General features: G+C 54.6%; 11 protein-coding genes and 3 pseudogenes. 10 read left to right on the forward strand and 4 right to left on the reverse strand.

What is annotated here, in order from left to right; genetic code table 11:
- The first annotated feature begins 40 nt into the window (after positions 1-40).
- The 7 genes and pseudogenes from HWQ15_RS18355 (at position 41) to HWQ15_RS18380 (ending at position 3645) form a co-directional block, all read left to right on the forward strand.
- Positions 41-355, forward strand: a complete 315-nt coding sequence (locus tag HWQ15_RS18355; protein ID WP_022651029.1) for a hypothetical protein — start codon at positions 41-43, stop codon at positions 353-355.
- A 48-nt stretch (positions 356-403) separates the two neighbouring features.
- A complete protein-coding gene (locus HWQ15_RS18360) occupies positions 404-1027 on the forward strand; it encodes a hypothetical protein (protein WP_246559849.1) in 624 nt (207 codons plus the stop codon).
- Between the two features lie 107 nt (positions 1028-1134).
- Entirely contained in the window at positions 1135-1368 is a 234-nt protein-coding gene (locus HWQ15_RS18365) for a hypothetical protein (RefSeq protein ID WP_017382566.1), read from the forward strand.
- 58 nt (positions 1369-1426) lie between these two features.
- Positions 1427-2605: a tail fiber domain-containing protein gene (locus tag HWQ15_RS18370; protein ID WP_080398137.1), complete on the forward strand. Its 1179-nt coding sequence runs from the start codon at positions 1427-1429 to the stop codon at positions 2603-2605.
- A gap of 55 nt (positions 2606-2660) precedes the next feature.
- Positions 2661-3005: pseudogene (locus tag HWQ15_RS18375) on the forward strand (recombinase family protein); the annotation flags it as partial.
- Positions 3006-3088: 83 nt separating this feature from the next.
- The gene (locus HWQ15_RS23315; RefSeq protein WP_063945722.1) at positions 3089-3328 is read left to right on the forward strand and encodes a hypothetical protein; all 240 of its coding nucleotides are present in this window, start codon (positions 3089-3091) and stop codon (positions 3326-3328) included.
- The gene (locus tag HWQ15_RS18380) at positions 3328-3645 is read left to right on the forward strand and encodes a hypothetical protein (RefSeq protein WP_023306078.1); all 318 of its coding nucleotides are present in this window, start codon (positions 3328-3330) and stop codon (positions 3643-3645) included. The genes HWQ15_RS23315 and HWQ15_RS18380 overlap by 1 nt, the downstream gene beginning before the upstream one ends.
- Before the next feature lie 139 nt (positions 3646-3784).
- Here HWQ15_RS18380 and HWQ15_RS18385 read toward each other — a convergent pair.
- Positions 3785-3979 (reverse strand): annotated as a pseudogene (locus HWQ15_RS18385) (PTS sugar transporter subunit IIBC); the annotation flags it as partial.
- Positions 3980-4158: 179 nt separating this feature from the next.
- Here HWQ15_RS18385 and HWQ15_RS18390 point away from each other — a divergent pair.
- The gene (locus tag HWQ15_RS18390; protein ID WP_023299968.1) at positions 4159-5187 is read left to right on the forward strand and encodes a Mal regulon transcriptional regulator MalI; all 1029 of its coding nucleotides are present in this window, start codon (positions 4159-4161) and stop codon (positions 5185-5187) included.
- Positions 5188-5242: 55 nt separating this feature from the next.
- On the opposite strand, the gene HWQ15_RS18395 is transcribed toward HWQ15_RS18390, so the two are convergent.
- Together HWQ15_RS18395 and manA are read right to left on the reverse strand one after the other, a co-directional pair.
- The gene (locus HWQ15_RS18395; protein WP_022647926.1) at positions 5243-6769 is read right to left on the reverse strand and encodes a YdgA family protein; all 1527 of its coding nucleotides are present in this window, start codon (positions 6767-6769) and stop codon (positions 5243-5245) included.
- Positions 6770-6868: 99 nt separating this feature from the next.
- Positions 6869-8044 carry a mannose-6-phosphate isomerase gene (manA, locus tag HWQ15_RS18400; protein ID WP_048966442.1) on the reverse strand — a complete coding sequence of 392 codons (1176 nt, stop codon included), beginning with the start codon at positions 8042-8044 and terminating at the stop codon, positions 6869-6871.
- A gap of 199 nt (positions 8045-8243) precedes the next feature.
- On the opposite strand from manA, the gene fumA reads away from it, so the two are divergent.
- Positions 8244-9890 (forward strand): class I fumarate hydratase FumA, encoded by a 1647-nt coding sequence (gene fumA, locus HWQ15_RS18405; RefSeq protein WP_063149330.1) that lies wholly within the window; start codon positions 8244-8246, stop codon positions 9888-9890.
- Between the two features lie 212 nt (positions 9891-10102).
- Positions 10103-11466: pseudogene (gene fumC, locus HWQ15_RS18410) on the forward strand (class II fumarate hydratase).
- On the opposite strand, the gene tus reads toward fumC, so the two are convergent.
- Complete coding sequence (gene tus / locus HWQ15_RS18415) at positions 11467-12396, reverse strand: DNA replication terminus site-binding protein (protein ID WP_022647930.1); 930 nt, start codon at positions 12394-12396, stop codon at positions 11467-11469.
- Between the last annotated feature and the right edge of the window lie 47 nt (positions 12397-12443).

Here is a 12443-nt window from a genome sequence, read left to right on the forward strand (position 1 = left end):
GAGGTCTCTTACGGGGCCTCTTTTTTTTCAGGAGGACTGGATGGCGGAATATGGTGTTCAGACATGGGACGCCTCAGGCAATGTAAATAACTATGGCGTTAAGCCTGTCAGCGTTTGTGGCTATCTCCAGCTGGCCCAGAACCAGAAAACAGGCTCTTACACCGTAGCGCTTCCACCGGGTTGCAGGCTGACCTATTTTCAGAGCATGAACGGCGATCAGTTTGGTACGAGTCGGAGGAAGATCACCATTTCAGGGGGAACAGCAACAGTGTCAGCAGTAGGCGATACCGACTACTCAGCAGGGACTGAGCCTGCGGCAGCGGCTTATCTCATTTTCCAGATCGAGAGGGCATAAATGGCGGAGTATGGCGTTTTACTGACGACCACGAGCGGGGAAGTATGGGTGACCGCGAACAGCTCGCCAATCGCTCTTCAGGCGCGAAAGACAGCGGCACTTCAGGGAACATCGGGGTTCAATACCAAAGTGACGCACACATTCCCCGCAGGCCAGCCTGTTGTCGCCTTCGTTCATTGCACGGTTGAGGTCGAAATCACTCAGACGATAAGCGGGAACACCATCACGATTGATTTTCTCAGACCGAATGCAACCGGCACAGCGTACGTTTATTTTTTCTCTATTTTCCCGCAGACAAAGCCAGACTACGGGCTGGCTGTGTGGGATGCATCAGGGACGCTGATTTTAACAAACGAAACGCGCACGCTGAGCGATGTTGTCACCCTCGGTACCGCCGGGGTGGATGCCAGCTCAGGATACAACATCAATACAACTCTGGCGGGGAAGTGGGCCTGCATGCCTGCCATGCTGGGACTAATTACCGGGGTTGTATCGGCTGGCGGTCAACCGCAGCCATACTCGGCTATATACAAGAGCTTGGCAAAACTTGAGGGAAGCAATACGCGGATATTCGCCAGGCCGCAGACAACCCCCGGTGGCAACCTTCAGAACGTTACGTATTCGAATCTGAGAAACGTGATTATGGCCATTAACTGCGCCAATTATGATTGATCGTTTTTAGCGATCAATTTCGAATAATTGATCTACCAAATCAATTATATCCCGTTGATTCATATTGTTATTGTGTAGCTTCATGAATGCCCTGGGATATAACCACTATGAAAAATATGATTCTTTGCCTGGCGGTAGCGGTATTGCTCTCCGGTTGCGCTGGCGTTATTGAGAAACAGCAACCCGTATGCACCGGAACAGCCCTGGTCGGCGGACAGGAAAGCAGCGTCCAGATCTACGGAGTCCGTAAACAAAACAATCAGACGCAGTACCGCGCCGGTTATCCCTTTAACTGGTCATGGGTGAGCGCCAACACATTCACCAGCACCACCTGCCACTAACCCATTCAATTTTGAACAAACCCCGCTCCGGCGGGGTTTTTTATTGCCTGGAGAAAACATGATTTATACTACTGGCACTATCGCCATCAGCGGAAACACCCTTACAGGTACCGGCACAAACTTCACTGCTGCTGGTTCTCTTATTCGTAACGGCTGTACCGTTATTGCAATGACCAGCCCTGTGCAGGTATTTCAGATTACCACCATCGGCAGCGCAACAAGTCTCACCGTAACGCCAGCAGCTAACCCAACTGTTCCCGCTGGAACCCGGTTTGCCATTCTTCTGAGTGACAGTCTGAGCGTGGATGGGCTGGCGCAGGATATCGCTGAAACCTTCACGATGTACCAGCGCTACATGAGCGGATTCGCTGATGTGATGAACGGTACTACAGACGTCACCATCACGATTAACGGTGTGGCCGTCACGGTACCGGGTCAGAAATCGCTGGCGAAGAAAGGGGCAAACAACGACATCACCAGCCTTTCCGGGCTGACTACCGCCCTCAGTATCAGTCAGGGCGGAACAGGTGCAAAGAATGCTTCTGACGCTCGTGCTAATCTTGGTGCGGCAAAATCTGGAACAAACGATGACCTTACTCTGATACGCGGACTCACGGGGCGTGCTCAACTGTGGGGTGACACTGATTATTCCACAGGAACGCTGGTAAGTTACACCGGGACTACTGTAGGTGCCATGGTGCGAGCCACTACTGCCATTGTTGCAACATCTACTTATGCGGCCAGTGCATCCTTTGGTTACTGGATTGATGCAAACAGCATTGGTAGCAGTGGACCTATGCTCGCAAGCACAGGCTCGCAACAAAACCGATGGATCTTCAGAAATTCTTCTGGTGCTATCAGTACGGCTAATGGGGACATAACCCCGTCAGCTTCTGATGAGCGCGTAAAAAATATAATAAGAGAGATTACTGAAGAAGAGGCGGTTGATTTCATTTCAGGACTAAAACCAATCAGATATACCTTCAAATGGGCTCCTGAAAAGGTAAAGGTTGGCTATAGCGCGCAAAATGTTGAGGCTCTTGATTCTGAGTTAATCTCAGTATCAGCACTGACCGTTATTGATCCTGAGAGCAGTGAAAGCACAACATATGAAGACGGAAAAATCATCGATCCAGGAGAGGTCGGTGCTGCGTATTTAGTTCCTGTAGTTAAACAGCTTTTGCGCCGAGTAAGTGAGCTTGAGGAAAAGCTTAACCTGAAAAGTGCTCAATCTTAAAATTGACTGGCGCAAAGGTAGTCATACGTCGACTGCAACCGTTACATTCCAATCTGACGAACTCCGGCAGCGCGGCATCCACTTCAAAAGACTTACGGATAGCATAGACACTTCCAGCCCAATGGGGCGTTTCATATTCCACATAATGTCAGCCCTGGCCGAGATGGAGAGGGAGTTGATCGTGGAACGCACCCGGGCAGGATTGGCGGCAGCCCGGGAAAAGGGGCGCATTGGTGGCAGGCGCCCGAAGTTAACCCCAGAGCAATGGGCGCAGGCGGGGCGTCTGATCGCAAACGGAGTGGACAGAAAGCAGGTGGCGATTATTTACGACGTTGCGGTGTGCACGCTGTATAAAAAATTCCCGGCCACCAAATTGATCAATAATTTACTCACTGAGTGAAATTGATAGGTAACATCGGGATTGAACATTTTTATCGTCAAAATATACTGTATATAAATACAGTGTTTTTTTGTGAGGTAATGATGCCACGCACAGCAGACATACATGCCGCTTTTATCGCGGCAATAGAGGTTAACCCAAAAGGTTACCGCTATCTACGAACAGACAGCTTCATCAAAAAGCTGCGGGGGTTTAACTGGCACTTCAGCCGTGCAGAAGCAAACTCATGGATAGAACGCTATCAACCCGGTTTTGCAGATAAGACAACTGACGGCAGTGATAACAGATACTGGATCCTGCGTAACATGGGGAGGGTGCACTGATGGGATTTCCTTCACCGGCGGCTGATTTCGTAGCACCGCGTTTATCTCCGGAAATTATCTGCGGGATCGGCATGGACAGCCGCATCCTCGAAACCTCGTCTGGCTTTGCGGTTATCGAGCCGTGCACCAGACTGGTACAGAATCAGGTTCTGCTAATCCTCAGCGGCGGACGGACTCAGTTTGCCAGGGTCATGGGCAGGGCGCTGATTTGTGATGATGGTGAAGCGATAGAGGGGGAGGCTGCGGAAGAGGTTGAGGTGATGGGGCGGGTGACATTCTTCATCAACAGCGTGATGCAGGATGACAGGGTGGTGTGATGGGGCATGGGTGGGGCATAAAGTTACCGCGAAACGACGTTAGTTCATTGCACATGACAAATCGTATCGCGGCAACATAGCAGAAGTTACCGCACATCAATCCAACATCAAGCCACTTCGTTAAAAGACTTAATAGTCTCCAGATGAAGATAGCCTGAAGTACCGGATTTCCGAGGAAAGGGATTAGAGTAATGACGTCATGGCTGCTTAACGAGCTGCCGATCCCCAGCATGATCCCGCAAAAAGAGAGAAGCGCCACGGGCAGCATAAAGGTTTTGCCCAGTTGCTGGAAAAACTCCCACAGCGATATTTTTTGTGCTGCTTTCGTCGTCATAAAACGACTCCTTAAATGGTAGAAAGAGATTTAACGACCGCGATGGGGCGAGAAGATAAAACGTTTTATCAAACTTTAGTGCGCGCTAAATCACATTCTCAGGCTTTTACTGGTAGTATAAAGATAACGTATTGATAAAACGTTTTAGCGATCTCATTATCAAGGAGTCACGCCACCACATGGCTGTAGCGAAAAAGATCACCATCAACGATGTCGCGCTGGCGGCGGGGGTTTCCGTTAGCACCGTTTCGCTGGTATTGAGCGGGAAGGGGCGCATCTCTCCTGCTACGGGTCAGCGCGTCAACGAGGCCGTTGAGCAACTGGGCTTTGTGCGTAATCGCCAGGCGTCGGCGCTGCGCGGTGGGCAAAGCGGGGTGATAGGGCTGATTGTTCGCGACCTCGCGTCGCCGTTTTATGCAGAACTGACCGCCGGGCTTACCGAGGCGCTTGAAGCGCAGGGGCGAATGGTTTTCCTGCTCCACGGTGGGCGCGAACCGGAGCAGCTGCTCTCCAGGCTGGATATGCTGCTGACGCAAGGGGTGGATGGGGTGATCGTGGCCGGCGCGTCCGGTGTGGGCAGTGAATTGTGTGAGCGCGCGGCGCAGAAAGGCGTACCGCTGGTGGTTGCGTCACGCGCCAGCTATCTCGACGAAGCCGATACCCTTCGGCCGGATAACATGCAGGCCGCGCAAATGCTGACCGAGCATCTTATTCATCGCGGCCATCAGCGCATCGCCTGGCTCGGCGGTAAAAGCTCGTCCCTGACGCGTGCGGAGCGGGTGGGCGGTTACTGCTCCACGCTCATCAAATACGGCTTGCCGTTTCACAGCGAATGGGTGGTGGAGTGTGAATCCAGCCAGAAAAAAGCCGCCGAAGCCATCGGCACGTTGCTTCGCAACAGCCCGACAATCAGCGCGGTGATTTGCTATAACGATGTGATTGCGATGGGGGCGTGGTTCGGCTTGATCCGCGCCGGACGCCAGAGCGGTGAGGGCGGGGTAGAAACGTTCTTCGGCCATCAGGTGGCGCTGGGGGCATTTGCGGATGTCGGTGAAAATGCGCTAGACGATCTCCCCATCGTCTGGGCGACGACGCCGGCTCGTGAAATGGGGTACACCCTGGCAGACCGAATTATGCAGCGTATTGAAAATACGGACGTGCAGGCCGGGCATCAGATTGTGGCGGCGCGGTTAGTGACGGTGAAGTAATCTCCGCTGCACATCGCCCGGCAATAAAAAACCCCTCATGCGAGGGGTTTTTCGTTTACTGCTGCGGTACTGCTGGCGGCGCTGCCGGTTCAGCCGGTGCCGGAATGCCCAGCGTCGGCATACCAAACATGCCGACAAAATCTTCCAGCGGCATTTTGTCGCCGTTGAGCGTTACCTGGCCATTAGCATATTGCAGGCTGGTGGAAATGGTGTTGTCTTCCACCTTCGTGATGCGGAACATCTGGCCCATCGCCGCCAGGCCTTTCACCTGTTGGTTTGCCAGTTTACCTGCATCTTCTTCACCATACCCTTCGAGTTTCGCAATCTGCGTCATGAACTCGGTTGCCATATCCATCGGGATGGTCAGTTTGCTGTCGAGCGATTTCACGCTGCGGTCAACTTCCTGCGCCAGGGTCTGCGGCTCGCCGGTCGCGGCCGCCGGATCCTTCAGGAACAGCGACAGGTTGAAGTTGGTTTCGCCTTTGTCGTTTTTCCAGCTCAGTGGCGCAACGGTAATTACCGGCTCGCCTTTCAGCAGGATCGGCAGGTTATTAAACAGCACGGCCATCGCCTGCTGCTGGTACGCCTGCGGGTTCTGTTGCAGGGCGGCATCGGTCAGCAGAGCCTGGCTCTCTTTGCTGTATTTCTGGCTAAATTCGTGCCATGCCTGGCCGTCAATGTTGCCAATTTTCAGTGACAGCTTGCCGGTACCCAGGTCCTGATTCTGTACTTTCAGGCTTTTCAGGCTGTAATCCAGCTGGGTGTTGATGCTTTTACCGTCTTTGGAAACGTCAGACTTGCCGTCCAGATCCATGCCTTCCAGCACTGCCATCTCTTTACCTTCAATCGCAATGGCGATCTTATCGAGGCTCAGCTTCTGATCGCCAATACGCTCGTCAAAATCGGTCATACGGCTATTGCCGCTGGCTTTCAGGTTGTTGAAGGTAAGCTGGACCTTCTGGTTATATTCATTGACTGAATTCACCAGGCCGCTGGCGGCATCGCCGGTCAGAGAGACATTCTTGCCGTCGCGATCGGCATCAAGCTGGAAATTACCGCCGCTGAAGGCGACTTTATCGGTGCCTTGTTCGTAATTCAGCGCTTTCAGGTCGATGTCGGAACGCGTATCACCGGCATAGCTGATGCGGGTATTGATCTCGAACGGCGACTCATTTTTCGCCATATCGAAAATTGGCTTCGTCACCTCGTTATTTACCAGTACGGTTCTGGCGGATGCCATAGAGGGGATCAGGTTAAACTTTTTCAACTGTGCCAGCGGGAACGGACCGTGGCTGACCACTTCATCCAGTACCACGCTCTGGCCCGGTTTCAGCCAGGCGTTCTGATTGCCCGCTACCGGCTTCACCACCACCTGCATATGGCTGGTAAAGACGCCACGCTGGTAGTTCTGGTAGCTCAGCTCCAGACCTGCTTCAGGCGCGCTGCGCTTAATTTCGCTGTTTGCCTGTGCCATCATCTCTGCCAGACGGCTTTCCAGCTGTTTCCCGGTATACCAGGAAGCACCCGTCCAGATCACGCCTAAAGCAACAATCACTCCTACCGCTACGACCGATTTTTTCATTGCGATTATCCCTAAAATGAAACCAGGCGGTTAAAACCGCCTGGTGTTACAACGCCTGTTACTAGCTTAGCAAGAGTTGTTAAAAAATTCAGTAAGTCCCTAAAGCTTATTAAAAACGCGCGCCAGGCGACCAGTGCCGCTCACGAAGACAGGCGACTCGTTTGCCGGGACAAAAGCGGACTCCCCCGGTTTAAGCAGCAGACGCTCGCTACCGTTATGCAACGTCGCTTCGCCTTCCACACAGAACAGGATCGCGGCGCTCTCCTGTGCAATGGCGGTTTCGTCTGCGCTGAGGTCATGCAGGGAGAAGGCAAAATCGTCAACCGGAATCGGGAAGTCCAGCTCTGCGCCGTTTTTCACCGGCTGAGTAAGCAGCTCCGCAGCTGGTTTCGCCACGAACTTCACGTTGGCAACCAGCTCAGGGATGTCGATGTATTTTGGCGTCAGGCCCGCGCGCAGTACGTTATCGGAGTTAGCCATCACCTCCAGCGCCACGCCGTTCAGGTAGGCGTGCGGGGTTTCAGCGAACAGGAACATCGCTTCGCCCGGGTTGAGCTTCACCACGTTCAGCAGCAGCGGAGAGAAGAGGCCGCTGTCGTCCGGATAAAACGCGGAAATTATGCGAATGGTGTCCCATGGCTCACCCTGCTGGCCGTTCAGCGCGGCTTTCAGCACCGCCAGCGCGTGGGATTTTTCCTCGCCCTGCATATTCAACAGGCTGGCAAACAGCGCGCTCAGGGCTTCTGCGTTCGGGTTTTCCAGGAAGTGGGCGATCGCGTTGTGAGCCCCAGCGACCGGTTGCAGCAGGGAGATGATCTCGGAAAACTCGCGGAAGGCATTCATCGCCAGGAAAGGGGTAAGGGCGAAAACCAGTTCCGGCTTGTGGTTAGGATCTTTGTAGTTACGCTCTGCGGCGTCTAACGGAATACCGGCGGCATTTTCTTTGGCAAAGCCCAGCTCAGAGGCTTTTTTGTTCGGGTGAACCTGAATGGAGAGCGGCTGGTCGGCGCACAATACCTTGAACAGAAAAGGCAGCTCACCAAAACGATTCGCCACTTTATCGCCGAGCAGCGCGGCTTTGTCGGCATCGATGACATCACGCAGGCTGCGCACCTGGCCGCTGGCATCTTCAATTTTTGAGCTGCTCTTCGGGTGCGCGCCCATCCACAGCTCTGCCATCGGCAGGTTGTCCGGGTTGGCGATACCGTAGAGATCCGTTAACGCAGTTTTACTTCCCCAGGCGTAGTTTTGCACTGAGTTGATGAGTTTTTGCATTATCAAGCCCTGATTCATATGTGGAATTAACTTCGCGTATTAAAGCAATAAACCGAATGGAAGTAACCTGCGGATGTAAAAAGTCGTACTAGTCTCAGTTTTTGTTAAAAAATTGTGTAGGATAAGCTGACTCGCTTTTAAGCCGGGCAGCGGAACATCTGCCCTGAATAAACAGACCGAAGCAGTAAGTGAGAGAACAATGTCGAATAAACCCTTCCATTATCAGGATCCTTTCCCCCTCAGTCAGGATCGGACCGAGTATTACCTGTTAACCCGCGATTACGTTTCTGTCTCTGAGTTTGAAGGGCAGGAGATCCTCAAAGTTGACCCGCAGGCGCTGACGCTGCTGGCGCAGCAAGCCTTCCACGATGCTTCCTTTATGCTCCGTCCGGCGCATCAGCAGCAGGTTGCCGATATTTTGAGCGACCCGGAAGCCAGCGAGAACGACAAGTACGTTGCCCTGCAATTCCTGCGTAACTCTGATATCGCGGCGAAAGGCATTTTGCCGACCTGCCAGGACACCGGCACGGCGATTATCACCGGTAAAAAAGGCCAGCGCGTCTGGACCGGCGGCGGTGACGAAGCGGCGCTGGCGCGCGGCGTCTACAATACCTACACCGAAGATAACCTGCGCTATTCGCAAAACGCGGCGCTGGATATGTACAAAGAGGTGAACACCGTCACCAACCTGCCTGCGCAGATTGACCTCTACAGCGTCGACGGTGACGAGTACAAATTCCTCTGCATTGCCAAAGGCGGCGGTTCAGCCAACAAAACCTATCTTTACCAGGAAACCAAAGCGCTGCTTACCCCGGGCAAGCTGAAGAACTATCTGGTTGAGAAGATGCGCACCCTTGGCACTGCGGCCTGCCCGCCGTACCATATCGCGTTTGTGATTGGCGGTACGTCTGCTGAAAGCACCCTGAAAACCGTTAAGCTGGCCTCAACCAAATACTACGATGGCCTGCCAACGGAAGGTAACGAACATGGTCAGGCGTTCCGCGACGTGCAGCTAGAGCAGGAACTGCTGGCCGAAGCGCAGAATCTGGGGCTGGGCGCGCAGTTTGGCGGCAAATACTTCGCGCATGACATTCGCGTGATCCGCCTCCCGCGCCACGGTGCATCCTGTCCAGTGGGGATGGGCGTGTCGTGCTCTGCGGATCGTAACATCAAAGCGAAGATCAACCGCGACGGCATCTGGATCGAAAAGCTGGAGAACAACCCGGGCAAATACATCCCTGAAGAACTGCGAAAAGCGGGTGAGGGCGAAGCGGTACGCGTTGACCTGAATCGCCCGATGAAGGAGATCCTGGCGCAGCTTTCGCAGTATCCGGTTTCAACGCGCCTTTCCCTGAACGGGACGATTATTGTTGGCCGCGACATCGCCCATGCGAAGCTGAAAGAGCGCCTGGACAACGGTGAAGGGCTGCCGCAGTACATTAAAGATCACCCGATCTACTACGCAGGCCCTGCAAAAACGCCTGATGGGTATGCTTCCGGCTCGTTAGGCCCAACCACGGCGGGCCGTATGGACTCCTACGTCGACCAGTTGCAGGCCAACGGTGGCAGCATGATCATGCTGGCGAAAGGCAACCGCAGCCAGCAGGTGACGGACGCGTGCCACAAGCACGGCGGCTTCTACCTCGGCAGCATCGGCGGCCCGGCAGCGGTGCTGGCGCAGGGCAGTATAAAGAGCCTCGAGTGCGTGGAGTACCCGGAACTGGGTATGGAAGCGATCTGGAAAATTGAAGTGGAAGACTTCCCGGCGTTCATTCTTGTGGATGACAAAGGTAACGACTTCTTCAAACAGATCCAGTCTTCCCAGTGTTCGGCGTGTGTGAAGTAATTCTGTAAATTGCCGGGTGGCGCTGACGCTTACCCGGCCTACATTCTCGTAGGTCGGGTAAGGCGCAGCCGCCACCCGACATCAAAAAGAGCGCACAAAGCGCCATAACGTTTCTCAGAAGTCATCAATACTTATCTCTTAAGCATGTGAGCAATCCCATCTTTGTTATCAAGGAGTAAGTAATGACAATGCATCGCCGCGAGAAAGACTCCATGGGCGCCATCGACGTCCCGGCCGACAAGCTATGGGGCGCGCAAACCCAGCGTTCGCTGGAGCATTTCCGCATTTCGACAGAGAAAATGCCCGTCTCGCTAATCCAGGCGCTGGCGTTGACCAAACGCGCTGCCGCCAAAGTCAATCAGGATCTGGGCCTGCTGGATGCCGATAAAGCCTCCGCCATCATCAATGCCGCCGACGAAGTGCTGGCGGGCAAACATCCCGACGAATTCCCCTTGCCATCTGGCAGACCGGCTCAGGCACCCAGAGCAACATGAACATGAACGAGGTGCTGGCGAACCGCGCAAGCGAGCTGCTTGGCGGCGTACGCGGCATGGAGCGGAAGGTTCACCCGAACGATGACGTGAATAAAAGCCAGAGTTCCAACGACGTGTTCCCGACGGCCATGCACGTGGCGGCCGTCATCGCTATCCGCGAGCAGCTTATCCCGCAGCTCAACGTGCTCAAATCTACGCTTAACGAGAAAGCGCAGGCTTTCGGCGACATTGTAAAAATTGGTCGTACGCACCTGCAGGACGCCACGCCGCTGACGCTTGGCCAGGAGATCTCCGGCTGGGTGGCGATGCTGGAGCACAATCTTAAGCATATAGACAACAGCCTGCCGCATCTGGCGGAGCTGGCGCTCGGCGGAACGGCGGTTGGCACCGGGTTAAACACCCATCCCGAGTACGCGGTGCGCGTGGCCGAAGAGCTGGCGAAGATCACCGGGCAGCCGTTTGTTACCGCCCCGAATAAATTCGAAGCCCTGGCGACCTGTGATGCGCTGGTCCATACCCATGGCGCGCTGAAAGGGCTGGCAGCCTCGCTGATGAAAATCGCCAACGACGTGCGCTGGCTGGCCTCCGGCCCGCGCTGCGGCATCGGCGAAATCAGCATTCCGGAAAACGAGCCGGGTAGCTCCATTATGCCGGGTAAAGTAAACCCGACGCAGTGCGAAGCCATGACCATGCTGTGCTGTCAGGTGATGGGTAATGACGTTGCGGTCAACATGGGCGGCGCGTCGGGTAACTTCGAGCTTAACGTCTATCGCCCGATGGTGATCCACAACGTACTGCAATCGATTCGTCTGCTGGCCGATGGCATGGAGAGCTTTAACGAGCACTGCGCGGTGGGCATTGAGCCTAATCGCGAGCGAATCAGCCAGCTGCTGAATGAGTCCCTGATGCTGGTCACGGCGCTAAACACCCATATTGGTTATGACAAAGCGGCCGAAATCGCTAAAAAAGCGCACAAAGAGGGGCTTACCCTGAAAGCCTCTGCGCTGGCGCTGGGCTACCTGACGGACGCCGAGTTTGATGCCTGGGTCCGCCCGGAAGCGATGGTGGGCAGCATCAGGTAATCACTGCGCCACATACAGGTGCAGCCGCGGGATAATCAGCTGTAGCGGCTGCGCCTGGGGTTTATAGCGATGCTGAACGTTTTCAGCATCGTAGTTCAGCAGTTCTCCGATATCCGGCACCACCGCACCCTGATCGGCATCGTAGAGCGCAATCAGCGGTGTCGGGCAGGCGTATTGCACCTGCTTTTGCTGTCCGGCATACCAGACACGAGCGATAGGCTGCACCTTCACCGGACGCTTTATTTTAAGACGGGTATCAGCCGGCAGGGAGGCAATGCTGTGGTACTCCTGCTCCAGCCGTTCAATCCACTGTTCCCGGGACCACGGGGCGACCGTTCGCGGCGATTTCAGGCTTTTCTCCAGCTGAGCCAGGATCTCGTCGCGCGTGAAGTTTTTAATGATGTGCTTGTTGGCCCAGCCGAAGCGCAGCGTGGCGGGGTGGCGCAGTACCGTCAGCGTGCGGTAAGCATTCAGGGTGATCAGCCCCGGAAGCTGGCGATGCACCCATTCAAAACGGGCAGCCGGTGCCAGCCCGGACTCAACGGTCACGATTTTCTCGAAGGCGGCTTTCAGCGTATTAATATGCGTAATTTGCGCCTCAATGGCTTCACGTGTTGCGGTATCCGTTTGCAGACAGATGACGCCGGGCAGGCGAACGGCGGCCTTACTGCTGCGATTTTCGGACTGCTGCTGGATGAAAAGGCGGCGATAGTGCTGCAACGTCAGTTCCAGCGCCACTTTACCGATATGCTGCGTTACCTCAATGGTGTTCAGCGGGTCGTGTTCCGCGCCTTTCGCCACCTCGGGCAGGGAAAAGACGCGGGCGGCCAGCAGGCGGCAGCCCTGTAGTTGCGCCGTCAGGGTCAGTAACGCCTGCTCTATTTCCCGAAATGTGGTGTTAAGCCTTTCGATGAGATCGTAAGTCGCCATAATAGCCCTTAATTAGTTACAACATACTACTGATATAGCACAACACG

Origin of the sequence: Enterobacter sp. DSM 30060 (genome assembly GCF_013375955.1) — a bacterium.
Taxonomy (GTDB): domain Bacteria; phylum Pseudomonadota; class Gammaproteobacteria; order Enterobacterales; family Enterobacteriaceae; genus Enterobacter; species Enterobacter intestinihominis.